Annotated in this window: 22 protein-coding genes; 14 read left to right on the forward strand and 8 right to left on the reverse strand. The window is 62.1% G+C overall.

Annotation, left to right across the window (positions count from 1 at the left end; translation table 11 throughout):
- Window positions 1–188 precede the first annotated feature (188 nt).
- Window positions 189–1,160, forward strand: coding sequence for a DUF808 domain-containing protein (locus VWZ81_RS04980; protein WP_416542222.1), 972 nt, complete (start codon window positions 189–191; stop codon window positions 1,158–1,160).
- Between the two features lie 42 nt (window positions 1,161–1,202).
- Entirely contained in the window at window positions 1,203–1,616 is a 414-nt protein-coding gene (locus tag VWZ81_RS04985; RefSeq protein WP_416542223.1) for a hypothetical protein, read from the forward strand.
- A 65-nt stretch (window positions 1,617–1,681) separates the two neighbouring features.
- Here VWZ81_RS04985 and tkt read toward each other — a convergent pair whose 3' ends face one another.
- The gene (gene tkt, locus VWZ81_RS04990; RefSeq protein ID WP_416542224.1) at window positions 1,682–3,703 is read right to left on the reverse strand and encodes a transketolase; all 2,022 of its coding nucleotides are present in this window, start codon (window positions 3,701–3,703) and stop codon (window positions 1,682–1,684) included.
- Window positions 3,704–3,985: 282 nt separating this feature from the next.
- Here tkt and VWZ81_RS04995 point away from each other — a divergent pair, with 282 nt between their 5' ends.
- Entirely contained in the window at window positions 3,986–5,041 is a 1,056-nt protein-coding gene (locus tag VWZ81_RS04995) for a hypothetical protein (protein WP_416542225.1), read from the forward strand.
- On the forward strand, window positions 5,041–5,439 hold the full coding sequence (locus VWZ81_RS05000) for a cell division protein ZapA (RefSeq protein WP_340545718.1): 399 nt from the start codon (window positions 5,041–5,043) through the stop codon (window positions 5,437–5,439). Before VWZ81_RS04995 ends, VWZ81_RS05000 begins: the two co-directional genes overlap by 1 nt.
- A gap of 171 nt (window positions 5,440–5,610) precedes the next feature.
- On the opposite strand, the gene grxD is transcribed toward VWZ81_RS05000, so the two are convergent.
- The 6 genes from grxD to VWZ81_RS05030 all read right to left on the reverse strand — a co-directional run bounded on the left by grxD (window position 5,611) and on the right by VWZ81_RS05030 (window position 11,589).
- Window positions 5,611–5,973 (reverse strand): Grx4 family monothiol glutaredoxin, encoded by a 363-nt coding sequence (grxD, locus tag VWZ81_RS05005; RefSeq protein ID WP_340545717.1) that lies wholly within the window; start codon window positions 5,971–5,973, stop codon window positions 5,611–5,613.
- A gap of 410 nt (window positions 5,974–6,383) precedes the next feature.
- The gene (locus tag VWZ81_RS05010; RefSeq protein WP_340545715.1) at window positions 6,384–6,620 is read right to left on the reverse strand and encodes a BolA/IbaG family iron-sulfur metabolism protein; all 237 of its coding nucleotides are present in this window, start codon (window positions 6,618–6,620) and stop codon (window positions 6,384–6,386) included.
- Window positions 6,621–6,686: 66 nt separating this feature from the next.
- Window positions 6,687–7,235, reverse strand: coding sequence for a hypothetical protein (locus tag VWZ81_RS05015; protein WP_416542226.1), 549 nt, complete (start codon window positions 7,233–7,235; stop codon window positions 6,687–6,689).
- A 97-nt stretch (window positions 7,236–7,332) separates the two neighbouring features.
- Entirely contained in the window at window positions 7,333–9,498 is a 2,166-nt protein-coding gene (gene purL, locus VWZ81_RS05020) for a phosphoribosylformylglycinamidine synthase subunit PurL (protein ID WP_416542227.1), read from the reverse strand.
- A 257-nt stretch (window positions 9,499–9,755) separates the two neighbouring features.
- Window positions 9,756–10,151 carry a hypothetical protein gene (locus VWZ81_RS05025; protein WP_340545712.1) on the reverse strand — a complete coding sequence of 132 codons (396 nt, stop codon included), beginning with the start codon at window positions 10,149–10,151 and terminating at the stop codon, window positions 9,756–9,758.
- A 532-nt stretch (window positions 10,152–10,683) separates the two neighbouring features.
- Window positions 10,684–11,589, reverse strand: coding sequence for a LysR family transcriptional regulator (locus tag VWZ81_RS05030; RefSeq protein WP_340545711.1), 906 nt, complete (start codon window positions 11,587–11,589; stop codon window positions 10,684–10,686).
- A gap of 169 nt (window positions 11,590–11,758) precedes the next feature.
- Between VWZ81_RS05030 and VWZ81_RS05035 the strand changes: the two genes are divergently transcribed.
- The 10 genes from VWZ81_RS05035 to VWZ81_RS05080 all read left to right on the forward strand — a co-directional run bounded on the left by VWZ81_RS05035 (window position 11,759) and on the right by VWZ81_RS05080 (window position 23,721).
- Window positions 11,759–15,178 (forward strand): indolepyruvate ferredoxin oxidoreductase family protein, encoded by a 3,420-nt coding sequence (locus VWZ81_RS05035; RefSeq protein ID WP_416542228.1) that lies wholly within the window; start codon window positions 11,759–11,761, stop codon window positions 15,176–15,178.
- A 281-nt stretch (window positions 15,179–15,459) separates the two neighbouring features.
- Window positions 15,460–16,380, forward strand: coding sequence for a lysophospholipid acyltransferase family protein (locus VWZ81_RS05040; protein WP_340546321.1), 921 nt, complete (start codon window positions 15,460–15,462; stop codon window positions 16,378–16,380).
- A 20-nt stretch (window positions 16,381–16,400) separates the two neighbouring features.
- Complete coding sequence (locus VWZ81_RS05045) at window positions 16,401–17,210, forward strand: glutamate racemase (protein WP_340545709.1); 810 nt, start codon at window positions 16,401–16,403, stop codon at window positions 17,208–17,210.
- A gap of 127 nt (window positions 17,211–17,337) precedes the next feature.
- Window positions 17,338–18,366, forward strand: coding sequence for an N-acetyl-gamma-glutamyl-phosphate reductase (argC, locus tag VWZ81_RS05050; protein ID WP_340545708.1), 1,029 nt, complete (start codon window positions 17,338–17,340; stop codon window positions 18,364–18,366).
- A 51-nt stretch (window positions 18,367–18,417) separates the two neighbouring features.
- Entirely contained in the window at window positions 18,418–18,861 is a 444-nt protein-coding gene (gene ccmE, locus VWZ81_RS05055; RefSeq protein ID WP_340545707.1) for a cytochrome c maturation protein CcmE, read from the forward strand.
- A 130-nt stretch (window positions 18,862–18,991) separates the two neighbouring features.
- Entirely contained in the window at window positions 18,992–19,603 is a 612-nt protein-coding gene (locus VWZ81_RS05060) for a holin-associated N-acetylmuramidase (protein WP_416542229.1), read from the forward strand.
- A complete protein-coding gene (locus tag VWZ81_RS05065; protein WP_416534861.1) occupies window positions 19,594–20,202 on the forward strand; it encodes a holin family protein in 609 nt (202 codons plus the stop codon). Before VWZ81_RS05060 ends, VWZ81_RS05065 begins: the two co-directional genes overlap by 10 nt.
- Before the next feature lie 107 nt (window positions 20,203–20,309).
- Window positions 20,310–22,274: a heme lyase CcmF/NrfE family subunit gene (locus VWZ81_RS05070; RefSeq protein ID WP_416542230.1), complete on the forward strand. Its 1,965-nt coding sequence runs from the start codon at window positions 20,310–20,312 to the stop codon at window positions 22,272–22,274.
- Window positions 22,271–22,765 carry a cytochrome c-type biogenesis protein CcmH gene (locus tag VWZ81_RS05075; RefSeq protein ID WP_416542231.1) on the forward strand — a complete coding sequence of 165 codons (495 nt, stop codon included), beginning with the start codon at window positions 22,271–22,273 and terminating at the stop codon, window positions 22,763–22,765. Before VWZ81_RS05070 ends, VWZ81_RS05075 begins: the two co-directional genes overlap by 4 nt.
- Before the next feature lie 179 nt (window positions 22,766–22,944).
- The gene (locus VWZ81_RS05080; protein ID WP_340545702.1) at window positions 22,945–23,721 is read left to right on the forward strand and encodes an enoyl-CoA hydratase-related protein; all 777 of its coding nucleotides are present in this window, start codon (window positions 22,945–22,947) and stop codon (window positions 23,719–23,721) included.
- A gap of 151 nt (window positions 23,722–23,872) precedes the next feature.
- Here the strand turns inward: VWZ81_RS05080 and VWZ81_RS05085 are convergent, their stop codons facing one another.
- Window positions 23,873–24,760 (reverse strand): calcium-binding protein, encoded by an 888-nt coding sequence (locus VWZ81_RS05085; RefSeq protein WP_416542232.1) that lies wholly within the window; start codon window positions 24,758–24,760, stop codon window positions 23,873–23,875.
- Window positions 24,761–24,800 lie beyond the last annotated feature (40 nt).

Consider the following 24,800-nt stretch of genomic DNA (forward strand, 5'->3'; position numbering starts at 1 on the left):
AAAACTTGACTGGTTGCGGTAACAAAATTGACTGATTGCGATAACGGTTTTCGCGGCCCTGCGGCGGATGTGCGAGGCGCCTCGGATTGAACGCCATCGGGAACAAAGCGGGCGCTGAACGGCTTGTACCTGATAGGCGATAGGATAGGGTGGGCCAAAATGCGCGCGAATGGAAAAGGGGACCGGGTATGAGCGGTTTGTTGGCTTTGCTTGATGATGTGGCAGGCATTGCAAAGGTGGCTGCGGCCTCGGTGGATGATGTGGCGGCGGCGGCGGGCAAGGCGGGCGCCAAGACGGCGGGCGTGATCATCGACGATGCGGCGGTCACGCCGAAGTATCTGCAAGGCTTTGCCCCGGCGCGCGAACTGCCGATCATCTGGCGCATCACCCGTGGGTCGCTGTTCAACAAACTGATCCTGTTGCTGCCGGTCGCCATGCTGCTGGCGAATTTCGCGCCCTGGCTGATCACGCCCTTGCTGATGCTCGGCGGCTCCTATCTGTGTTTTGAGGGGGCCGAGAAGATCTTTCACGTGCTGTTCCCCCATGCGAGCCACGCCATTGACGAAGACATGAGCATCAAGGATCCCGGCCATCTGGAAGAGCAGAAGATCAAGGGCGCGATCAAGACCGACTTCATCCTGTCCGCGGAAATCATGACCATCGCGCTGGCCGCGATCGAGGCACCAACTGTGTGGATGCAGGCAGCAACGCTGGCAGTGGTCGCCATTGGGGTGACGCTGGCGGTCTACGGATCGGTTGCGGTCATCGTGAAGATGGACGATGTGGGGCTGTATCTTGCGGGCAACGCACCAACGCCCATCGGGCGCGGTCTTGGCCGTGGGCTGGTAAAATTCATGCCGGTGCTGATGTGGATCCTGTCGGTGGTCGGCACCGCCGCAATGCTCTGGGTCGGCGGATCCATCATCATCCACGGGCTGGAGGTGCTGGGCTTTGGCTGGCTGGGCCATCTGATCCACGACTGGGCGTACGCCGTCGGTCACGCGGTGCCTGCGGGCTGGATGGGCTTTGCTGAGTGGAGTGCCAAGGCGGCGATGGATGGCGTGTTTGGGGTTATGTGGGGGCTGCTGCTGATCCCTCTGGCGACCAAGGTTGTGGGACCGTTTATTGCGTCGGTTTCGGGGAAGTCTGCCAGCCACTGAAAGAAATTAGTCACACAGTTACTAGGATTTAAGGGGGCGCTTTTGAAGAAGCCGATTATCAAGATTCTTTCCGGTCCAACTCCAAACCAAGTTGCTGCGGGTGAAATAGCAACAGGCGGAACGGCGTCTTTGCTCTCGGCAATCAGCAAGGCAGCGGACCTCGCCCCCATGGACGTGAAACAGTTGTACGGTTTCCTCCATTTTCGCCTGCATACCGCAAAACAGGCACAAGCTCGCAGTGGCTGGTTCGGAGGCCGGTTGTTCAACAAATTCAGCGGCGAGTCTTCGGACTATATCCCGCTTTCCGGCACTCAAATGACGCAAGCTTTCCTTGCTGCGGGGATAGAACCTCCAGAATTCATCGTCGCCAGCGGTAACTACGAGCTGCGTTTGGACTATGCACAGAAAGCCTATGACGCGTTGAAGGAAATGGCCGAAACTGACAACGCGCAATAGGTGGTTCAAACCGAAAAAAAGGGCTCCGACAGGAGCCCTATTCTGTTTCTATTGTTTGACGGGCCTCAGCCCAGCAGCTCTTTCACCTTCGCTACTGTGCCCTCAGCCGTAATGCCGAAGCGTTCGAACAGCTCGCCTGCCGGAGCAGAGGCGCCGAAGCTGTCCATACCCACGAATGCGGTTTTCTTTTCCTGGCCGCGTTCGCCCATCAGCAGGCGATCCCAGCCGCCGGCGCGCATGGCGGCTTCGATACCCACGCGGACCGGGCCTGCGGGCAGGACCTTGCGGCGGTAGGCTTCGTCCTGCTCGGCGAACAGTTCCATGCAGGGCATGGAGACAACGCGGGTGCCGATGCCGTCGGCCTCCAGTTTGGCCTTCGCCTCCAGCGCGACGGAGACCTCAGAACCGGTGGCGATCAGGATCACCTGACGCTTGCCCTCGGCTTCGGCCAGAACATAGCCGCCCTTGGCGGTCAGATTGCTGAGCTTATGCTCGGTCCGCACGGTGGGCAGGTTCTGACGGGTCAGGGTCATCACCGAGGGGGTGTCCTTCGAGGTCAGGGCGATTTCCCAGGCCTCTGCGGTTTCCACGGTGTCGGCGGGACGGAACACATAGGTGTTCGGCGTCGCGCGGCAGATTGCCAGATGCTCCACCGGCTGGTGGGTCGGGCCATCTTCGCCAACGCCGATGGAATCATGGGTCATCACAAAGACGGTCGGGATCTTCATCAGGGCCGCCAGACGCATCGCCGGACGCGCGTAGTCGGTGAAGCAGAAGAAAGTCCCGCCATAAGGGCGCATCCCGCCGTGCAGCGCCATGCCGTTCATCGCCGAGGCCATGCCGTGCTCGCGGATGCCCCAGTAGACGTAGCGGCCCTTGCGGTTATCCGTGTCAAAGACGCCCAGATCGCCGGTCTTGGTATTGTTGGAGCCGGTGAGGTCAGCAGAGCCGCCGACGGTTTCCGGCATGATCGGGTTGATCACTTCCAGCGCCATCTCGGAGGATTTGCGGGTGGCCACCTTCGGCTGGGTTTCGGAGACCTGCTTTTTCAGCGCCTTGATGGTGGCCGACAGCTTCTTGGGCGCATCCAGCGCATAGGCGCGGTTGAAGCGGTCCTGTTTCTGCTGCGAGGCTTCGGCAAAACGGGCTTCCCAGGCTTCGCGCTCGGCTGCGCCGCGCTGGCCGATGGCTTCCCACTGGGATTTCACATCTGCGGGCACCTCAAACGGGCCGGTGGTCCAGCCGTAGGCGGCCTTGGCGGCCTTCATCTGCTCGGCGTCGGTCAGCGCACCGTGACCCTTGGAGGTGTCCTGTGCAGCGTGACCCAGCGCGATGTGGGTCTTGCAGGCTATCATCGAGGGTTTCTTCGATTTCTTCGCCGCGGTCAGGGCCTCGTCGATGGCCTTGGGATCGTGACCGTCGATTTCGATGACCTGCCAGCCGGAGGCCTTGAAGCGCTGCACCTGATTGGTGCGGTCGGAGAGTTCAACCGTGCCGTCGATGGTGATGTTGTTGTTGTCCCAGAGGACGATCAGCTTGCCCAGCGAGTGGCGACCGGCAAGGCCGATGGCCTCCTGGCTGATGCCCTCCATCAGGCAGCCGTCGCCTGCGATCACATAGGTGTGGTGATCGACCAGCTTGCGGCCGTAATGCGCGCGCTGCATTTCCTCGGCCATGGCAAAGCCAACGGCATTGGCAATGCCCTGACCCAGCGGGCCAGTGGTGGTTTCGACGGCATCAATCAGGAAGTTTTCCGGGTGACCGGCTGTCAGCGCGCCCATCTGGCGGAAATTCTTGACCTGATCCAGCGTCACCTGTGCATCGCCCATGAGATAGAGCAGCGAATAGATCAGCATGGAGCCGTGACCGGCGGACAGGATGAACCGGTCGCGGTCTGGCCACTGGGGGTTCGCCACATCGAACTTCATGTGTTTTTCAAACAGGACGGTGGCGACATCGGCCATGCCAATCGGCATGCCGGAATGGCCGGAATTTGCCGCGGCAACGGCATCAAGGGTCAGGGCACGGATGGCCGCAGCCTTGGTCCAATGTTCGGGGTTTGCGTTGCGCAGGGCTGTCAGATCCACTGGATTTTTCCTCTGGGTTTTCGGCAGACTGAGCGCTCAATAGCAGTGATATGGCAAAGATCAAGCGTTTGCGCGGCTTCCTGCGCGAAGTTGACGCTGCAAGTGGTTGAAAGCAAACAGGGGGTAATTTATCCCTGCATGAACTAAGCTGGATGTGCAGCGCCGGATCCCTCTTGATTCGCCCTCCGTTTGCGGAGACGAGCGGAAAAACGGGGCGATGGCGCGGCGCAGGGTCCGGCGGAAAAGACCGGCAGATACTCACGGGGTCGTAAAGGGGCAGGCATGGAGCAGATCGAAGAATTGCAGGGTCGGATCCTGGCGGCAATGGACCGGATTGGCGCAGGTGCAGCAGCATTGCAGGCCGGCGCACAGGCTTCGGCAGAGGCGCATGCGCAGGCCCAGGCGGAGGCGCAGTCACGGACGGCTGCTGCGCAGAGCGACCTCAGCCGCGCGCTGGAAGAGGAAAAGATCGCCAATGCCCAGCTGGAAGAACGGCTGAAGGTTCTGCGCGCCAAGCTGGAGGAGGCTGAGGCCAATGCTGCCCCCGCGCAGGGCGCCGATATCGGTGAGCTGGCGGCGTTGCAGGCCGAGGTCGAGCTGCTGCGCAACGAGGTGGGCAATACCGCCGAGAAAGACGCGCTGAAGTCCGAAGTGGCGCGGCTGAAACAGGAATTGGAAGTGCAGGGCAACGAGGCGGCCACCGCCCGCGAAACCCTGCAGGATCAGCTGGATGAGGCGCAGGCCTCGCTGGCGCGGCTACAGGAAGAGCTGGCCGAGCAGCCCGATGATCTGGGGGCGGCGGTGGATACAGCCGCGCTTGAGGCCGAAGCGGAGGCGCTGCGCGGTCAGCTGGCCCGGGCTCAGGACGAGCTGGCCCAGGCGACGGCCACCCTTGCGGCGCGGCCCGCAGGTCCCAGTGCCGAAGAGATTGCGCAGCAGAATGAGACGCTCTTGCGTCTGGATGCCACGCTGCAGGAGCTGCGCCACAGCAATGATCAGCTGCGGGCCTCCAATGCGGCGCTGCGAGACGCAAATGCCGCTGGTGTTGGTGATGCGACGCTGATCAATGCAGCGCTTCAGGCCGATATCGACGCGCTGACCGCAGCGCGCGCCAGCGATCAGGCCGAGGTCGATGCGGTGCTGGCCAAACTGGAACCCCTGCTGGCGGCTGAGCCTGCGCAGGGCGCGGCCCCCGCAGCCCCGGCTGAGGCGGCGCCGATTGCCCAGACGGCGGCGCCCGTCGATGTGATGCCTGCATCCGCAGCGCCCCAGGTGCCCCAGGCGCCGATCACGCAGCCGCGAACCGCCCAGCCCATGCCCGAAGGGGAGGATGTATGATGCCCGAGGTTACGATTCATATCGGGGGGCGCGGTTTCGAAGTCTCCTGCCAGGAAGGCGAAGAAAGCTATCTGCATTCGGCGGCCAAGATGCTGGACGATGAGGCCCAGGTGCTGTCGGACCAGATTGGCCGTATGCCCGAGGCGCGGATGCTGCTGATGGCGGGGCTGATGCTGGCGGATAAAACCGCAGCGGTCGAGGATCGCATCAAGGAGGTTGAGGCCGAACTGGCAGAGCGCACCGCCGAGCTGGCCGAGCTGCGCGCCGCCCCTGCACCGGAGCCTGAGCGGATCGAGGTGCCGGTGGTGCCGCCGCTGGTGACCGAGACCCTCGCCGAGCTGGCCGCCCGCAGCGAGGCGCTGGCGCAGGAACTGGAAGAGCAGGGGGCCGCTGGCTGACAGGCCGCGAACCGCGACGCTCAGATTTGAAACCGCCGCATGGGTCAGCCCCATTGCGGCGGTTTTCTATGATATTGGAACCAAACGGTGCATAAAAAAACACCCCCGGCCAACGCCGAGGGTGCGGATCGTCTGGTCGACAGCCACAACAAGAGGCCAGCGGGGACAGGCTTAGCCGTTGGCTTCGCGGATCTTGTCTGCGGCATCCTTGTCAAAGGCGACACCGTTTTCAGCAAACATGCCGTCCAGTTCGCCGGAGAGGGTCATCTCGGTGATGATATCGCAGCCGCCGACAAACTCGCCTTTGACATAGAGCTGGGGAATGGTCGGCCAGTCGGAATATTCCTTGATGCCCGCGCGGATTTCCTCATCCGCCAGCACGTTTACATCGGTGTATTCGACGCCGATGTAGTTCAGCACGCCAGCCACGCGGGAAGAGAAGCCACATTGCGGCATGTCCTTGGTGCCTTTCATGAAGAGCACCACGTCGCTGGCTTTGACGGTTTCATCAATACGGGTTTTTACGTCGGTCATTTATCCATTTCCTTTTGGCGTTGCCACCGGTCGCGGTTTGTTCGGATATAGGGGAGAAGCTTCAGGAAAGTAAGCCCCGCGGGCGAAGCAAACACGGGGATTGCCGCAAGAGTTTCCAAAGTCGCGAAAATCCTCACTTTGGCCGGCGGCCGCTATCCTGAGAGTTCGTCCAGCTCTGGTTTCTGCGCTCCAGTTCACTGTTCTTACGGTTAGTCTCGTCCACCTCGTCCAAATCCACAGCTTCCAAACCGATGTCGCGAACTGGTGTTTGGGTCTGGCGTTCGGTGCGGGGCTGGCTTTGCGAAAGTGGGCGTGGGCGGCTTCGTTTTCTCAACTGAGTGTCAATGGCGTAAACACTCACAGCAAGGCAGAATAGGCCCGACAGAAACCACCAGCCCGGCGTCATCCGGTTACTCGGGCGCCTTGGTGGTCAGCGCCAGCGCGTGCAGCTCGCCGTTGGCGCCGTCCATCTTGCCCTTCAGGGCTGCATAGACGGCGCGCTGCTGCTGGACACGGTTCTTGCCGCGAAAGCTTTCGTCGATGACCATCGCGGACATATGCACACCGTCATGGCCACCAACCTGGATTTCCGCATCGGGAAATGTCTCGCGCAGCAGGTCTTCGATTTCTTGGGCTTGCATCGGCATTGGGGGGTGTCCTTATTTCTAGCTTATCAAAAATGTAGGGTGCGGCGGGGGCCTCTGCAAGGCGGATTAGCCCCGCAGCGTCACATAGGGAGCAAGGCGCGGGATGAAGGCGGGCACCTCGGCCAGGGCCTCCTGGACCTGCGGCTCCTCAAAGTCCCAGATGGTGCGCCCGTCACTGACCGCCAGCGTCGCCATCAGAACATTCAGATCGGCCCGCAGCGCGTCCGGCAGCGGCAGGCCGGCTGCCTCGCGCAGGATCAACAGCGCCTCATGGATGGGGCGCAGGACACGCAGGGCGTGGGTCATATGCGGCAGAAGGTCAGCATCGTCGCGCCATGTCTCGCCCTGAAACAGCACCTCAGTCACCCGCTGCCCGGCGCCCGCGCAGGAATAGGCAATACAGCCGCCAAAGCCACGGGTATTCAGATTGGCGTGGATGGTGCAGCTGAAACAGGATTGCGAGAGGTTGGGGCAGGGGGTGTCGGTCTCCTTCAGGATCGCGAAATCCTCGTCCTCCTCAAACGGGTAGGCCACACAGCAGAGCGCGGCGCAGCGGCTGCAATCTGCTGTCAGTTCGGGGAGGTCGATATCAGGAGTTTGGCCGGACAGGGGCATGGGGTCACCTGCGAGACATCAAAAAAATGGGTGGGACGGCGATGCCATCCCACCCGGTATCATCGTGTCGAGGACCATGCCCCAACGCGGCCTGCGCTCAGGCAACGGCAGCAGCGAAGCTGCTGCGGAAGATTTCCGCCAGCTCGGCCAGTGGCGCTTCGGAGCCGCCGATTTTCACCATGTCGCCGCCGAATTTGCCGACGGTGGTGATGGTGACACCGGCCTGACCTGCGGCCATCATCAGGGCCTCGGCCTGATCGAAGTTGCAGGCCACGAGGTAGCGCGCCTGATCCTCGCCAAAAACCGTCGGGGTGTCGCCTGCGTCAAGCTGCACGCCGACATTGGCCGCTTCGGCCAGCTCAAACGCCGCCAGCGCCAGACCGCCGTCGCCCAGATCGGTGCAGGCCTTGATCAGATCGCGGTTGGCGCGGATGAATTCGCCATTGCGCTTCTCTGCTTCCAGATCCACTGCCGGTGCGTCGCCGTCCTCGCGGTTGAAAACCTCCGCCAGCAGCGCCGACTGGCCCAGATGGCCGATGGTTTCGCCGATCAACAGCGCGATATGTCCGTCGCGAACTTCGCCGGTGATGGCCTCTTCGCCTGCCGCGATCAGGCCAACGGCGCCAATCGTCGGGGTGGGCAGGATGCCCTGACCGTCGGTTTCATTATAGAGCGACACGTTGCCGGAGACGATCGGCATGTCCAGCGCAGCCACAGCCTCGCCGATGCCTTTGATCGCGCCGACGAACTGGCCCATGATCTCGGGCTTTTCGGGGTTGCCGAAGTTCAGGTTGTCGGTGGTTGCCAAGGGTTTGGCGCCGACAGCGGTCAGGTTGCGGTAGGCCTCGGCCACCGCCTGCTTGCCGCCCTCATAGGGGTTTGCCTTGACGTAGCGCGGCGTCACGTCGGAGGTGAAGGCCAGCTGTTTGTCGGTGCCATGGACCCGCACGATGCCGGAACCTGCGCCCGGGCGGCGGGCGGTGTCGCCCATCACCGTGGTGTCGTATTGTTCATAGACCCACTGCTTGCCGGCATAGTTCGGGCTGGAGATCAGCGCCTTTAGCCCGTCGATCGGATCAATGGTCGGCACATCGGCATCACTCAGCGCCTCGGGCGCGGGAGTTTCCACCCAGGGGCGGTCGTATTCCGGCGCGGTAGAGGACAGTTTCGACAGCACCAGATCGGCCTTCACTTCGCCGTTGTGCATGATCAGGAACCGGTCCTCGGCGATGGTTTCGCCGACGATGGCAAAATCGAGATCCCATTTTTCGAACACTGCACGCGCCTCGGCTTCCAGCTCCGGCTTCAGCACCATCAGCATCCGCTCTTGGGATTCCGACAGCATCATCTCGTAGGCGGTCATGTTCTCTTCGCGCTGCGGCACGTTTTCGAGATCCAGACGGACGCCCAGTTTGCCCTTGTCGCCCATTTCCACGGCAGAGCAGGTGAGGCCCGCGGCGCCCATGTCCTGAATGGAGATCACCGCGCCGGTCTGCATCAGCTCCAGCGTGGCTTCCATCAGGCGTTTTTCGGTGAAGGGGTCGCCGACCTGCACGGTGGGGCGTTTTTCTTCGATAGTGTCGTCAAATTCCGCCGAGGCCATGGTGGCACCGCCAACGCCGTCGCGACCGGTCTTGGCACCTAGATAGACCACCGGCATACCAACACCCGAGGCGGCGGAGTAGAAAATCGCGTCGGTCTTGGCCAGACCGGCGGCAAAGGCGTTCACAAGGCAGTTGCCGTTATAGGCGGGGTGGAAGCGCACTTCACCACCGACGCATGGCACGCCAAAGCAGTTGCCATAGCCCCCGATGCCCTCAACCACGCCGTTGACCAGTCGCCGGGTCTTGTGGTGGGAGGGTTCGCCAAAGGACAGCGCGTTCATTGACGCGATGGGGCGTGCACCCATGGTAAAGACGTCGCGCAGAATGCCGCCAACCCCGGTCGCCGCGCCCTGGTAGGGCTCGATGTAAGAGGGGTGGTTGTGGCTTTCCATTTTGAAAACAACGGCATCGCCGTCGCCAATGTCCACGATGCCTGCGTTCTCGCCGGGGCCGCAGATCACCTGGGGGCCTTCGGTCGGCAGGGTGCGCAGCCATTTCTTGGAGGACTTATAAGAACAGTGCTCGTTCCACATCGCGGAGAAAATCCCCAGCTCCGTGAAGGTTGGCTCCCGCCCGATGATGTCGAGGATCAGATCATATTCCTCGGGCTTCAGCCCGTGGTTGGCAATCAGTTCAGGCGTGATGGCGGGTTCTTGCATCCGTAAACGTCCCCAATGGCTGCGATTGCGCGCCTTTTAGGGCAAGCAGGGCCAAGGGGGAAGGAAAAAGCGCAGACTTGCAGGCGGCGGCCGGCCTCGCCGTGCCGATGCTGCGGATTTCGGCACGTCGGGGCGCGCATCACGGTGCGGTCGATGCGCCAGATCCCATGAAAAAAGGCCAGAGCCACGACGGCTCTGACCTTATGATGGTCCCCGGTCCCGCGCTGCGGCGGGGCGTGACCTTCAGACGGTGGCGATCAGTTCAGAACGGAACCGTCGGTCAGTTTCTCAGGGTTTTCGCTGGCAAAGGTTTCCAGCATGGTGCGCAACTCGCCCGTGGTCTGGCCCATGCGTAGCACGCCATCGGTTTCCCACATGCCGTCCAGCGTGAAGCGCATGCCGCTCAGCTTGTCGGAGAAGCTGTCGCGGAACTCCACCAGGATCTTGCGGTCAGGGCCCGGCTCGGTGCCGACCTCGACAACTTTGCCCAAGAAGACACCGTTGACGTCAACTACGGGGGCACCCATGAATTCCATGTTTTCCTCAAGAAAGGTCTCGCCCGCATCGTTCGGGGTGGCGTTTTCGGTCAGCACCTCGGCGCTGGCGGCGCCGGTCATTGCGATCAGGGCGGCGATAGAGGTCATGCGGAGCATAGTGGCTCTCCTTCAAGTCAGTTGCATTTGTCTTGCGTTCTGGCTGCTCAACGGAGGAGACCGGCAAAAGGTTCCTGAGTTTTTTCGCGCGATGATGGGGGTGATCGGCAGATCGGCGGTGATCTGCACAGGCTGATCGGATTTCCAGCAGCTGCGGTGAAAATTGCGGCGTTCCGGGGAAATATGCTGCCTGAATATCGCGCGCGGCGGTAGGCCCGTTGACGGCAGGCGGGGCGCTGGCGACGCTACATGCAGACCAGTCATTGCCAGCCGGCCTGTGAGTGCCGAACGTAAGGATAACGCCGAGCGATGCCTTGATCCGGCGGCCAGTCCTACGGATCACGCCGTCGACGTTTGAACCAAAAAAAAGGCCGAGCACTAAGCTCGGCCGAAGTCCAACAGGGAGGTATGAAGGGCGACAGCGTCGCTGCCTTCGAGATGTGATTTAGGGGGGCAGCGCGCCTCGATCAAGAGTTAACAGACCCGGAAAATGGCAAGGCCGCTATGCGCTGTGCGCATGGCTCGGGTCTGGCTAGATTTTGCCCAGTTCTTTCATGTGCTTGCGATGTGCAATAATCTCATTCTGGACGAAATCGCGGAATGCGGAAATCCGCCGGGAGTGGCGCAATTCTTCCGGGTAGGCGAGGTAGACCGGCACGTCGCTGGTATCCTCTTCCTGAAGCACCGGCACCAGATCCGGGAAGTCCTCGGTCACGTAATCGGGCAGAACGCCAATGCCCAGATCGTGGATAACGCCCTGCAAGACACCGAAGTAATTGTTCACGGTGAGCAGCGAAGAGGGGTTATAGGTCATCAGTTTCTGTACCAGGACAGCCGCGGAGCCAACCTGCGCCGAGCGCGGGTTCTGGCAGATCAGCCGGTGATCTGCGATATCCTCCGCCTGTTCCGGCGCGCCGTTGCGTTCGACATATGCACGGGAAGCATACAGCTTCATCTGCACCGTCATCAGCCGCTTGCGGATCAGGTCGGCCTGGCTCGGCTCCTTCATGCGGATCGCCACATCGGCCTCGCGCATGGGTAGGTCAAGAACCCGCTCCTCCAGCATCAGGTCGATCTTGAGATCGGGGTAATGTTCATAAAGCTTGGTCAGGCGCGGCGCCAGCCACAGAGTGCCGAAGCCAAAGGTGGTGGTAACGCGCAATTCGCCAAACACCTCTTCCTCGCTGTCGCGAATGCGGGCAGAGGCGGCTTCCAGCCGTTTTGACATCGATTTCGTCGCGTCAAACAGCAGCTCCCCCTGTTCGGTGAGAATCAACCCCCGCGCGTGGCGGTGAAACAGCGTCGAGCTCAGACTCTCTTCCAATGCGCGAATCTGTCGGCTGACTGCCGATTGCGACAGGTTCAGCTTGTCGCCTGCATGGGTGAGGCTGCCTGCGTCCGCCACCGCGTGAAATATTCTAAGCTTATCCCAATCCATACCCGTCACTTTCGATGCCTCTGATGTAGCCTATATGAAATGTATCGAAACTTTCAATTTGATAGGGCGGTCAGAAACATATTCCGGCAGAAAACAGTATACAGGTCAGCAATTATGACCTAATATATCGCCAAGAAGTGCAAGCTAATCGAGGTTGGGGAGGCCCAGGATGAGCACGCAGAAGATTTCTCTGAACGACAAATTCGATCTGACAAAATCACCGGTGATGCTGAATGGCACCCAGGCGCTGGTGCGTCTGATGCTGATGCAGAAGCACCGGGATAAGGCGGCGGGGCTGAACACGGCTGGTCTGGTGACAGGCTATCGCGGCTCGCCGCTTGGCGCTGTCGACATGCAGATGAAGCGGGCGGAAAAACATCTGACCGCAAGCGATGTCACCTTTCAATTCGGTCTGAACGAGGATCTCGCCGTGACCGCCCTTTGGGGTGCCCAGCAGGCCGAGGTGCGCGGCGAGGGCAAATATGACGGCGTCTTTGGCCTGTGGTACGGCAAGGGGCCGGGGGTTGATCGCTCTGGCGATGCCATCCGCCATGCCAATATGGCCGGCTCGTCGAAATATGGCGGCGTGTTGATGGCGATGGGCGATGACCACACCGGCGAAAGCTCCACCGTGCTGCATCAGTCGGAATGGTCGCTGATGGATTGTTACCTGCCCATCGTCAGCCCGGCTGGCGTTCAGGAAATCCTTGATTACGGGATCTACGGCATTGCGCTCAGCCGCTTTTCGGGGCTGTGGGTTGGTCTGAAAACCATGAAGGACACGATCGAGGTGACATCGGTCGTCGATGGCAACCCGGACCGTATGCAGCTGGTCACGCCGGAGTTCGACATGCCGGCCGATGGCCTGAACATTCGTCTGGATGATGATCGTTTCCGTCAGGAAAACCGGATCATCGACTACAAGCGCTTTGCGGCGGAGGCTTTCAGCCACGCCAACAAGATGGACAAGCGCGTCTGGGGCAAGCCGGGCGCCAAGATCGGCTTTGTCGCGGCGGGCAAGAACTGGCTGGATCTGGTCCACGCGATGTCGCTGCTCAACATCGACGAGACCATGGCCGAACGGCTGGGGATTACAACCTATAAGGTTGGCCAGACCTGGCCTCTGGACATGAAGGGGTTCAACGCCTGGGCCGAAGATCTGGACCTGATCGTGGTGGTCGAGGAAAAGCGCAAGCTGATCGAGATCCAGATCAAGGAAGCCCTGTTTGACGAGCGCAAGGGCCGCCGCGTCTATGGCTGGTACAAGGGCGGCGCAGGCGGGATGCACCGCGACGAGCTGTTCCCGACGAAATATGCGCTCGACCCGATCATGATTGCCGAAAAGCTCGGCCAGATCCTGATCGAAGAGGGCCGCGAGACCGAGGCGATCCGTGCTGGTCTCTCGGCGCTGGATGAGGCGAAGCGTGCCGACAATGCCGAGGAAATCGCTGCCCGTCTGCCCTATTTCTGCTCGGGCTGTCCGCATAACTCCTCGACCAAGCTGCCGGATGGCTCCCGCGCCTATGCCGGGATTGGCTGCCATTTCATGGTGCAGTGGATGGACCGCGAGACCACCGGCTTCACCCATATGGGCGGCGAAGGTGTGAACTGGGTCGGCGAGGCGCCGTTCTCCAACCGCAAGCACGTGTTCCAGAACCTTGGCGACGGCACCTACAACCACTCCGGCGTGCAGGCCATTCGCGCGGCGCTGGCCGAAGGCACCAATATCACCTTCAAGATCCTCTATAATGACGCGGTCGCCATGACCGGCGGACAAGAGGCCGAGGGCGGGCTGACCGCCCAGCAGATCGCGCATGAGCTGACGGCGATGGGCGTGAAAACCATCGCGGTGGTCTATGACGAAAAGGAAGACGTTGACGCCAAGCTGTTCCCGGCAGGTATGCGGATGCATGAGCGTGCGGAGCTGATGGTGGTACAGAAGGAGTTTGAGAAGGTCGAAGGCGTCTCTGCCATCATCTACATTCAGACCTGCGCCGCCGAAAAGCGCCGCCGTCGCAAGAAGGGCCTGTTCCCCGATCCCGACATGCGCGTGTTCATCAACTCGGACGTCTGCGAGGGCTGCGGTGACTGCGGGGTGCAATCGAACTGCGTCTCCATCGTGCCGAAGGAAACCGAACTGGGCCGCAAACGCGCCATTGATCAATCGTCCTGCAACAAGGATTTCAGCTGCGTCAAAGGCTTCTGCCCGTCATTCCTGACCATCGAAGGGGCAAAGATCCGCAAGGAGCCGACCGCCGCACTGGACCTGCCGGACCTGCCGACGCCTGAGCTGCCGAGCATCAATGGCACCCACAACGTGGTGATCACCGGCGTCGGTGGCACCGGCGTTGTCACCATCGGTGCCGTGCTGGCGCAGGCCGCGCAGATTGATGGCAAGGGCGCTGGCATGATGGAGATGGCCGGTCTCGCCCAGAAAGGCGGCGCGGTGCATATCCACTGCCGCATTGCCAACAGACCCGAAGACATCAGCGCCATCCGCGTGGCCACTGGCGAATGTGATGCGCTGATCGGCGGCGATCTGGTTGTGTCTGCCGGGGCAAAAACCATCGGGTTGATGAAAACCGGCAAGAGCGGTGCGGTGGTGAACAGCCATGAGATCATCACCGGTGATTTCACCCGCGACACGGATTTCCAGATCCCGAGTGATCGGCTTCAGGTCGCGCTTGAGGCCCGTCTGCGGGATCGTCTGGATCTTTTTGACGCCTCCGAACTGGCGCGCGCCAGCATGGGCGACTCGATCTTCTCCAACATGATGATCTTTGGCGCCGCCTGGCAGCGCGGTCTGCTGCCGATCAGCCTGGAGGCCATTCGCGAGGCGATCACCCTCAATGGGGCTGCGGTTGAGCGCAATCTGCGCGCCTTTGATATCGGTCGCTGGGCGGTGCTATATCCGCAGGAGGTGCAGAAGCTGATTGCCCCCAATGTGGTCGAACTGCCCAAGACATTGGAGGATCAAGTCGCTTTCCGCAGTGCGCAGCTGGTCGATTATCAGGGGCCGCGTCTGGCCAAGCGCTATGGCAAGATGCTGGACGGCATTTCTGACAAAGCGCTGAAGGAAGCTGTGACCAAGGGCTACCACAAACTGTTGTCCTACAAGGACGAATATGAGGTGGCGCGGCTGTTGCTGTCGAGCCGTGAGAAAGCCGAGGCCGAGTTCGAGGGCGATCTGAAGATCTCCTACAACCTCGCGCCGCCAATGCTGACTGGCACCGATCCCAACGGGCGCCCGAAAAAGCGCAAGTTTGGTCCGGGTCTGGAACGCTGGCTGCGGCTGTTGGCAAAGTTCAAAGGCCTGCGTGGCACGCCGCTGGATGTGTTCGGCTATACCGCCGAGCGCAAGATGGAGCGGGCGCTGATCAGCCAGTATGAGGCCGACATGAAGGAATGGCTGCCCAAGGCATCGCCTGAGATCATGGCGCCGCTGATTGCGCTGGCGGAATTGCCGCTGGAAATCCGCGGCTTTGGTCCGGTGAAACAGGCCAACGAGACCAAGGCCGCCAAACGCCGCGAGGAACTGCTGGCCGCATTGCGTCAGGGCGGCAGCGAGTTGAAGACGGCCGCGGAATAACGCGGGCCGTTGCTGGCGGTCGATCTGGCCGAGCCACTTGGGCCAGACCACTTCGGAAGGGCGTCACCGGTCGGATCGGGGGCGCCCTTTGTCGTTGATCCGGGGGGTCTGGAACCGGAAAGACACAGATTGCCAACCCGCTGTCGCATCGCCGTTACCCTGGTTGTGTAGACCGGGGCGCAGGCCCTATAGCCTGAGCGGGGGGCTGGTTGCCCCTGCGTAAACCAGAGACTGAGACCACGAGGCTCGCTATGTCGTCCATCCGCAGCACGCCCGGCAACATGAACAGCTATGCCAGAGACACTGGATCACGACGTGAGGCGATGCGCAGCGCACGAGATCTCTCTTATGCGCATTCCGCCCAGACCCGGCCGGGACGGGCGATGATCCGGGTGATGGAGAATGCCACCGGGCGGCTACAGCTGATCAAACGTGCCGAAGGCTATGAGGCGGATGTCGCCGCCGGGCAGAGCTTCTGGACTGTCATGCGCGACCGCTACGGGCTGCAGCTGGAGCTGCTGGGAGGCACGCTTGCCAATATCCCGAAGGATCAGCCGGTGGTGGTGATCGCCAATCATCCCTACGGTATTCTGGATGGTCTGATGCTGGGGCATATCCTGTCCGAGGCGCGGGGCGATTTCCGCATTCTGGCGCATCAGGTGTTTCGCAAGGCCGACGATCTGTCCCGCGTTATCCTGCCGATTGATTTTGCCGAAACCAAGGCGGCACTGAAGACCAATCTGGAGACCCGCAAGACCGCACTGGACTATCTGGGTCAGGGCGGCGCGATCGGCATCTTTCCGGGCGGCACAGTGTCCACCGCCGCGCGGCCCTTTCTGCGGCCGATGGTGCCGCCGATGGATCCGGTCTGGCGTGGCTTTACTGCGCGGATGATCGCCAAATCTCGCGCGGTTGTGGTGCCGATCTACTTCGACGGGCATACCTCCCGGCTGTTCCAGATCGCCAGCCATGTCCACCCGACTCTGCGTATGGGCCTGTTGATCAAGGAGTTTCGCAAACGGGTGGATACGCCGGTCCGGGTCGCCATCGGCAGCCCGATCGGGCGCGAGATCCTCGATCCGCTGGCAGGTGACGCAAAAGCAATGATGGATTTCCTGCGCAAAGCCACGTATGAGCTGTCTCCGAAACCACTCAAATCCTATGACTATGGGTATGAGTTTGAGGAGAAACACCGCGCCTGAGCGGTGAGCGAGAGAGACAGATGGCTGTAGGTATCTTTGATTCCGGCCTTGGCGGGCTGACGGTTCTGAATGCCGCGCAGGAGCGGCTGCCGGATGTGGACTTCCTCTACTACGCGGACAGCGCCCATGCGCCCTATGGCGTGCGCGATGCCGAAGACATTTACCAGCTGACCAAGGCCGCAGTTGAAGACATGTGGTCGAAGGGCTGCGATCTGGTCATTCTGGCCTGCAACACCGCCTCGGCGGCGGCGCTGCGCCGGATGCAGGAAGGCGGGCTGCCCGAGGGCAAGCGCGTGCTGGGTGTGTTTGTCCCTCTCATCGAAGCGCTGACCGAGCGGCAGTGGGGCGACAATTCGCCGCCGCGCGAAGTTGCGGTGAAACATGTCGCGCTGTTTGCAACGCCCGCCACCGTCTCCAGCCGCGCGTTCCAGCGTGAACTAGCGTTCCGCGCCATCGGCGTCGATGTCGAGGCGCAGGCCTGCGGTGGTGTTGTGGATGCCATCGAAGACGGCGACATGATCCTTGCCGAGGCGCTGGTGCGCAGCCATGTCGATGCGCTGAAGCGCAAGATGCCACAGCCGCAGGCGGCGATCCTTGGCTGCACCCATTACCCGCTGATGGAAGATATCTTTCAGGCGGCTCTGGGCGACGGGGTTCAGGTGTTCAGCCAGGGCAAACTGGTGGCCGAGAGCCTTGCCGACTATCTGGAGCGTCATCCCCATATGATGGGCTCGGGGCAGGGCGGGTTCTACACCACCGGTGTGCCGAGCCGCGTCAGCGATCGCGCCACGCAGTTCTTGCGACGAGAGATGATCTTTCAGGCGGCCTGAGCCGCGCCGGTGAGCGGATTTCGGCGATTGTTTGATCTGCCGCAACTCTGGTCACCACCGTCTTTGCTATCACTGCCGCAATCTCGACGCGGCATCTCGTTCTTCCCTCGTTTCAAAGAGGTCCATGATGACCCATAAAGTAGCTATTCTGGGCGCCTCCGGTTACACCGGCGCTGAACTGGTGCGGCTGATTGATCAGCACCCCATGATCGAAATTGTCGCCCTCTCTGCCGACCGCAAGGCAGGCATGACCATGGCCGAGGTGTTCCCGCATCTGCGCCATATGGATCTGCCGGTGCTCTGCAAGATTGACGAAATCGACTTTGCGGGCATCGACCTGTGTTTCTGCGCGCTGCCGCATAAGACCAGCCAGGACGTGATTGCCGCCCTGCCGCAGGATCTGAAGATCGTGGATCTGTCGGCGGATTTCCGGCTGCGCGATCCTGCGGAATATGAAAAATGGTACGGCAACCCCCATGCCGCGCTGGCGCAGCAGAAAGAGGCGGTCTATGGCCTGACCGAATTCTACCGCGAGGGAATCAGATCCGCGCGGCTGGTGGCCGGCACTGGCTGTAATGCGGCCACTGGCCAGTTCGCGCTGCGCCCGCTGATCGCGGCCGGGGTGATTGATCTCGATGACATCATTCTGGACCTGAAATGCGCCGTTTCCGGCGCTGGCCGCAGCCTGAAGGAAAACCTGCTGCACGCCGAGCTGAGCGAAGGGTACCACGGCTATGCCATCGGTGGCACGCACCGCCATCTGGGCGAGTTTGACCAGGAGTTTTCCAAGATCGCAGGCCGCCCGGTCAAGGTGCAGTTCACCCCGCATCTGGTGCCGGCCAACCGCGGCATTCTGGCCACCGTCTATGTCAAAGGAGACGCGCAGACGATCCATCAGACCTTTGCCAGCGCTTATGCGGATGAGCCCTTCATCGAGCTGCTGCCCTTTGGTGAGGCGCCCTCCACGCGGCATGTCCGTGGCTCCAACTTCTGCCACATCGGGGTCGCTGCAGACCGCATCGAAGGCCGCGCCATCATCGTTGCGGCACTTGATAACCTGACAAAAGGTAGCAGCGGGCAAGCCTTGCAGAACGCCAACCTGATGTTAGGTGAAGAGGAAACCACGGGGCTGATGATGGCGCCGCTGTTCCCCTGATACCCGATTGTCTGGCGCCCTCCGGCGCCGGACCGCACCCAAGAGGCTCCGATGAAGTCACTGAAGAAACAACGCCGTATCCAGATCATCGCGCTCACAACTGTGGCGCTGGTGGTGGCGACGGCGTTGATTGGCTACGCCATGCGCGACGGCATCAATTTCTTCCGCTCGCCCAGCCAGGTGATTGCGGCGCCACCGGAGGCAAGCGAGGTCTTTCGCATCGGCGGGCTGGTCGAGGAGGGCAGCATCGTGCGTGGTCAGGGCGAGACCCTGCGCTTTGTGGTGACGGATGGCGGCGCCTCGGTCCCGGTCACCTATACCGGTGTGCTGCCGGATCTGTTCTCTGAGAACCAGGGTATGGTCGGCACCGGACGCTACATCAATGGCGTGTTTGAAGCCTCTGAAATACTTGCCAAACATGATGAGACCTATATGCCGAAAGAGGTCATGGACGCGCTAAAGGAACAAGGCGTGTATCAGGCCCCGGAGAGCTGATCCTCCAGTTGTCTTGACACCCGATCACGCGCTCGGATCGGGTGTTGCGATCCGAGCGCGCGCCGAGGTCCGGGTGCGCTCATTTTTCATTGTCATGCTGGTGTCCCGAACCAATCAAAGGGACTGACCCATGCAGGACATCAAAGCCATCGCTCAGGAAATCATTGCCCGCGAAGGCGGCTATGTGGACGACCCGGATGATCCCGGCGGCGCCACCAAACACGGTGTGACCCTTGGCACGCTCCAGCGCCTCGGCATGGATCTGACCGGCGATGGGGACATCGACAGGGCGGATGTTGCGGCTGTCAGCGAGGCGCAGGCGGTGGATCTCTACATCCGGCATTACTTCGACCGGCCCCGGATCGCGGCGCTGCCGGAGGTGCTTCAGCCCTCGGTCTTTGACATGTATGTAAATGCCGGAGCCAATGCGGTGCGGATTTTGCAGCGCCTGCTGGTGCAGATGGGCTATGAGCTGGCCGTGGATGGTCGGATCGGCCCGCAGACCGCCACGGCGGCCCGCGCGGCGGCCAAGATCGGCCGCGTTGCGCTGCGGGACGCCTATGGCGTGGCCCGGCGGAACTATTACTTTCGCATTGCCGACCGGCGTCCGGCCAGCCGCAAATATGCCCGAACCCGCAAGGGCGGCAAGGGTGGCTGGATCCTGCGGGCCGAAAGCTTCATCTCGCCGCAATATCACCTCAGCCCGGCAGAATTTCAGGCACGGGTGGGAACATGGGGCTGATTGCGGATGTGCTGCGGGGCCTGTTTGGCCGGGAGCGGAATGTCGTTGTCGAAACGCTGGAGGTGTTTCGCGAGAACGCCGAAGCCGGTGCGGAGCGGGATCAGGCGCGCCGCGCCGATGCGCTGGCCCAGCTGGCGGCGGAATTTGCCCGTGGCGGCGGCAGCGCGCCCAGAGGCTGGTTCGACCGCTGGATGGACGGGCTGAACCGGCTGCCGCGGCCCTTGCTGGCGCTGTCGACGCTGGCGCTGCTCGGCTCGGCGATGGTGGATCCCGTGTGGTTTGCGGCCCGAATGCAGGGGCTGGCGCTGGTCCCGGAGCCGCTGTGGTGGTTGCTGGGCGTGATCGTCTCCTTCTATTTCGGGGCACGCCAGCAGCTCAAGAGCCAGGGGTTCCAGCGCGAGATCGCCGAAAGCCTCGCGCAGGTTCCAGCGGTCGCGGCGAATGTCGCCCGGATCGACGCGCTGCGCCGCGCTGACCCTCAGGCCCCGGCATCGGCAAACTCACCGGTGCTGCATGGTGATGTCGACGCAAGTGATTATGATCTCGTTGAAAATCCAGCGCTGGAGGACTGGATGGCCCTCTCGCGAGCAGCCAGGTGACAGGGGTGGTGTACGCGATGCCTGTGCCCTCAGAACAGCGCACACTGCGGCGTGAGGACGCGCCGATTGCGATTGGCGACCTTGCCGGATCGCCCTATAGATAGGCTATGATTACAGAACTCGGTCACTTCGCCCTCATCCTTGCCTTTGTGATTGCCACCGTGCAGATGGTGGTGCCCTTGGTTGGCGCCCATTTCCGCTGGCCCGGCTGGATGTCGGTGGCCGAGCCTGCGGCGCAGGCGCAGTTCTTCTTTACCGCCTTTTCCTTTGGGGCGTTGATGTGGGCCTTTATCACGTCAGATTTCTCGCTGCGGCTGGTGGCACTGAACAGCCATTCCGCCAAGCCGATGCTTTACAAAATCTCCGGCACCTGGGGCAATCACGAAGGGTCGATGCTGCTCTGGGTGCTGATTGTCAGCCTGTTTGGCGCCGTGGCCTCGGTCTTTGGCAATGGCCTGCCGCCAACGCTGAAGGCCCGGGTGCTGTCAGTACAGGCGGCGATTGGCGTGGCGTTCTTTGCCTTCATCCTGTTTACCTCAAACCCGTTCCTGCGCCTTGCGGTGCCGCCGTTTGACGGGCAGGGGCTGAACCCCTTGTTGCAGGACCCCGGTCTCGCCTTTCATCCGCCGTTCCTCTACCTCGGCTATGTCGGCCTGAGCATGGCGTTTTCCTTTGCCGTGGCGGCGCTGATCGAGGGGCGGATTGACGCCGCGTGGGGGCGCTGGGTCAGGCCCTGGACCTTGGCGGCCTGGATCTTTCTCACCATCGGTATCGCGCTGGGGTCCTGGTGGGCCTATTACGAGCTGGGCTGGGGCGGCTTCTGGTTCTGGGATCCGGTGGAAAATGCCTCCTTCATGCCCTGGCTGCTGGCGGCAGCGCTGCTGCATTCCGCCATCGTGGTGGAAAAGCGCGAAGCCCTGAAAAGCTGGACCATCCTGCTGGCCATTCTTGCCTTTGGCTTTTCTCTGATTGGCACGTTTATCGTGCGATCCGGCCTGCTGACCTCGGTCCATGCCTTTGCCAGCGACCCGGAGCGCGGGGTGTTCATCCTCTATATTCTGGCGATTTTCACCGGTGGCGCGCTGCTGCTGTTTGCGCTGCGTGCGCAGGCGATGCAGGCCAAGGGGGTCTTTGGCCTCGTCAGCCGCGAGACCGCGCTGGTGGCCAATAACATCCTGCTGGCGGTGAGCTGTTTTGTCGTCTTCTTCGGCACGCTCTGGCCGGTGGTGGCGGAGATGGCCTTTGATCGCAAGCTGAGTGTGGGTCCGCCGTTCTTCAACGCAGCCTTCACCCCCTTCATGGTGGTGCTCGGCGCGATCCTGCCGGTGGGAGCGATGCTGCCGTGGAAACGCGGCCTTCTGGCGCGCACGGCCTGGCGGCTGCGTTTTGTCTTTGGGCTGGCGGTGGCGTTTGGCGTGCTGGCCTGGGCGATGCAGACCGGCCGGTCCGGTCTGGGTCCGATCGGGCTGTTCCTCGGGGTGTGGATCGTGGTTGGCGCCTTTGCTGACCTCTGGCTGCGCGGCAGCGCGACCGGGCGCTGGCAGCGTCTGTTGCGCCTGCCGCGTGCGGATTGGGGCAAGGCGCTGGCCCATGCCGGTCTGGGGGTCACGATCTTTGCCATCGCCGGGCTGACCGCCTGGCAGGACGAAGACATTCGCGTGGCCGAGGTGAACCGGCCCTTCGACGTCGGCGCCTATACGCTGGAGCTGCAGGCCGTGCGCCGGGTGCAGGGGCCGAATTATTTCAGCACCATGGCGGATATCGAAGTGACCCGGGCAGGGCGGTTCGTGGCGCTGCTGAACCCGGAGAAGCGTGAGTATCCGGTGTCGCGGATGCCGACCACCGAGGCGGCGATAGACTACCGGTTCCTGCGCGATCTCTACGTGGTGATCGGCGACCAGCAGGCCAATGGTGGCTGGACGGTACGGACCTATATCAAACCGCTGGCGAACTGGATCTGGGGTGGCTGCCTGTTGATGGCCTTGGGTGGTCTGCTGAGCCTGAGTGACCGTCGTTTCCGCGTTGCGGCAGGGGCGCGCCGCGCCCCGCGTGAAGGAGTGCCCGCCGAATGACACGGCTGTTTCTTGCTCGGCTGTTGGTGGCGTTGACCCTGCTGGCTCCGATGGTTGCCACCGGCACCCCGGCGCTGGCGGTTGAACCTGACGAAATTCTTGATGATCCGGTTCTGGAAGGTCGCGCGCGTGAGCTGTCGAAGGATCTGCGCTGTCTGGTCTGCCGCAACGAGAATATCGACGAAAGCAATGCCGATCTGGCCCGTGATCTGCGCCTGCTGGTGCGCGAGCGGCTGGTGGCCGGTGACAGCGACGCCGAGGCGATGGCCTTCATCGTGGAGCGCTACGGCGAATATGTGTTGCTCAGCCCGCGTGCAAACGGTGCCAACTGGCTGCTTTATGCCGCCGGTCCGCTGATGCTGGTGATGGCGCTGCTGCTGGCCGGGGGCTATATCCGCGCCCGCAGCCGCACGCCGGAGGCGGAGGACCCCGGCGCCGACAGCCTTAGCGCGCAGGAACGTGCGCAGCTCGATCGCATCCTGAAAGACTGAGCCTCCAAGACGTGCCGCGCGGGGGGGGCGATTGGACCGCCCATACAACCGCAGCGGCACAGCGCCGACCAGCGCCCCTCCGCGGGTGGTTTTGCAGCAAGAGGTTACGCGGCGTTTGCCTTTTCCTGCGGGCTTGCATAGGCAAGTCTGCGAAAAACCTTTAACCACGAGGCCCTTTGATGGATTACAAGGAAATTCTGTTCTCGCTGGAAGACGGCTTGGCCGTTGTGACGCTGAACCGACCCGCAAAGATGAACGCGCTGACCGGTCTGACGCGGGCGGAGATCACCCATGCGATGCAGCGCGCGGGCAAAGAGGCCCGCGCGGTGGTCCTGACCGGTTCCGGCGTGTCATTCTGTTCGGGGCAGGATCTGTCCGACGCCGCAAGCCAGGGCAAGCTGGATCTGGAGCGGACGCTGCGGGATGAATACACCCCGATGCTGGAGGCGATCTATAACTGCCCGGTGCCCACCATTGCCGCGGTAAACGGCCCGGCTGCGGGCGCGGGTGCCAATCTGGCGCTGGCCGCCGATGTGGTGATCGCCACCGAGAGCGCTTATTTCATGCAGGCCTTTGCCCGTATTGGCCTGATGCCGGATGCCGGCGGCACCTGGTTCATGCCGCGCCAGATGGGCATGGCCAAGGCGATGGGGGCCGCGCTGTTTGCTGATAAGATCTCCGCCAAACAGGCGAGCGACTGGGGCATGATCTGGGAAGCCATTCCCGACGCTGAATTTGACGCCCATTGGCGCGCCCGTGCGGCCTATCTGGCGAATGGCCCGACCCGTGCGTTCGGCGCGATCAAGAGCGCGATCCGCGATGGCTATGGCAACAGCCTGCCGGAACAGCTGTCTGAGGAGGCCCATCTGCAAGGCCAATGCGGCAAGACCCGGGACTTCATGGAAGGGGTCACCGCTTTTATGGAAAAACGCCCCGCGAAGTTCGAAGGCCGCTAAGACGGTGCAATCCGTGATCGGCTGATGCCGTTCCTGAAATGCAAAACCCGCCCCTGATGCGCATCGACTGCGCGGGGGCGGGTTTCTTTTTGCGCCAAGGGTCCTGCCGGACCGGGCCGGATCAATTGACCCGGCCCGGCAGATCACCTGGTCAGCTGCTGCGGGCCACCAGGGCGACATGTTCGGCCAGGTTGAAGCTGGCACCGGCATTGATCAGGCGCACGACCTCCTCGCCGTCTGCAACGAGATAGGCATCGGTGCCGCCGTCCTCATTTGCGCGGGTGATCACCTCCAGCTCCGGCTCGTCTTCGGTTTCGTCGTAGTAATAGACCACCCGGTCATCATCCGCCGTGAAATCGGTAATGGTCGCCTGTTCATCCTCGGTCAGCCAGGCTCCGGTTTCGAAGCTGTCGTTGCCGCTGCCACCGGTCACCGTATCGTTGAGACCAAAGAGCACGGAGTCGTCACCGGCACCGGCATTGATGGTATCGCCAGCAGCGTCCTGATCGACCGTGTAGTCAAAGTTCAGCAGGGCGTTGACCTCGGCTGCGGAGGTCGGCGTCTCGCGGCCCTGAACGATGTCTTCATAGGCGCCTTCGTCCAGAATGCCTGCGGCGATGATCAGGTCATTGCCCTGACCGCCGACCAGATGATCCGCGCCGCGGGTGTCAATCAGCGTGTCGTCACCGGCATTGCCGCGCATGAAATCATCGCCATTGCCACCGATGAGAGTGTCATCACCATCGCCACCAAAGACGTTGTCATTTGCCGAGCCACCGTCCAGCCGGTCGTCGCCTGCGCCGCCTTCGATCGTATCGGGACCGCCGCGTGCATCGATATTGTCGTCACCCTCACCGCCAAGCAGGTTTTCGCTGCCGGTGGTGCCGAACAGCAGGTCGGCACCCTCGCTGCCCTCGATCACGGTCGTGTTTTCCTCGTTACCGCTTTCATCTGCGTTGGAGTCATTGCTGTCGGAATCGTCGGAATCGTTGATGATCACACCCGCCAGCAGGCCGACCCCCAACATTGTCATAAGCATTAGCACGGTGCGTCTCCCGTTAAGGTTTAATTAGCAATTG

Source organism: Phaeobacter sp. JH20_34, assembly GCF_048056095.1.
GTDB classification, from domain to species: Bacteria; Pseudomonadota; Alphaproteobacteria; order Rhodobacterales; family Rhodobacteraceae; genus Phaeobacter; species Phaeobacter bryozoorum.

Coding starts and splice junctions, on each gene's coding strand:
- purL (WP_416542227.1), bottom strand. CDS start 9,498: ATGCAAGAACCCGCCATCACGCCTGAACTGATTGCCAACCACGGGCTG.
- VWZ81_RS05070 (WP_416542230.1), top strand. CDS start 20,310: ATGATTACAGAACTCGGTCACTTCGCCCTCATCCTTGCCTTTGTGATT.
- VWZ81_RS05085 (WP_416542232.1), bottom strand. CDS start 24,760: ATGCTTATGACAATGTTGGGGGTCGGCCTGCTGGCGGGTGTGATCATC.
- VWZ81_RS05010 (WP_340545715.1), bottom strand. CDS start 6,620: ATGCCGATGCAAGCCCAAGAAATCGAAGACCTGCTGCGCGAGACATTT.
- VWZ81_RS05040 (WP_340546321.1), top strand. CDS start 15,460: ATGAACAGCTATGCCAGAGACACTGGATCACGACGTGAGGCGATGCGC.
- VWZ81_RS05080 (WP_340545702.1), top strand. CDS start 22,945: ATGGATTACAAGGAAATTCTGTTCTCGCTGGAAGACGGCTTGGCCGTT.
- VWZ81_RS05025 (WP_340545712.1), bottom strand. CDS start 10,151: ATGCTCCGCATGACCTCTATCGCCGCCCTGATCGCAATGACCGGCGCC.
- grxD (WP_340545717.1), bottom strand. CDS start 5,973: ATGACCGACGTAAAAACCCGTATTGATGAAACCGTCAAAGCCAGCGAC.
- VWZ81_RS05035 (WP_416542228.1), top strand. CDS start 11,759: ATGAGCACGCAGAAGATTTCTCTGAACGACAAATTCGATCTGACAAAA.
- argC (WP_340545708.1), top strand. CDS start 17,338: ATGACCCATAAAGTAGCTATTCTGGGCGCCTCCGGTTACACCGGCGCT.
- VWZ81_RS05000 (WP_340545718.1), top strand. CDS start 5,041: ATGCCCGAGGTTACGATTCATATCGGGGGGCGCGGTTTCGAAGTCTCC.
- VWZ81_RS04995 (WP_416542225.1), top strand. CDS start 3,986: ATGGAGCAGATCGAAGAATTGCAGGGTCGGATCCTGGCGGCAATGGAC.
- VWZ81_RS04980 (WP_416542222.1), top strand. CDS start 189: ATGAGCGGTTTGTTGGCTTTGCTTGATGATGTGGCAGGCATTGCAAAG.
- ccmE (WP_340545707.1), top strand. CDS start 18,418: ATGAAGTCACTGAAGAAACAACGCCGTATCCAGATCATCGCGCTCACA.
- VWZ81_RS05045 (WP_340545709.1), top strand. CDS start 16,401: ATGGCTGTAGGTATCTTTGATTCCGGCCTTGGCGGGCTGACGGTTCTG.
- VWZ81_RS05060 (WP_416542229.1), top strand. CDS start 18,992: ATGCAGGACATCAAAGCCATCGCTCAGGAAATCATTGCCCGCGAAGGC.
- VWZ81_RS05065 (WP_416534861.1), top strand. CDS start 19,594: ATGGGGCTGATTGCGGATGTGCTGCGGGGCCTGTTTGGCCGGGAGCGG.
- VWZ81_RS05015 (WP_416542226.1), bottom strand. CDS start 7,235: ATGCCCCTGTCCGGCCAAACTCCTGATATCGACCTCCCCGAACTGACA.
- VWZ81_RS05075 (WP_416542231.1), top strand. CDS start 22,271: ATGACACGGCTGTTTCTTGCTCGGCTGTTGGTGGCGTTGACCCTGCTG.
- VWZ81_RS05030 (WP_340545711.1), bottom strand. CDS start 11,589: ATGGATTGGGATAAGCTTAGAATATTTCACGCGGTGGCGGACGCAGGC.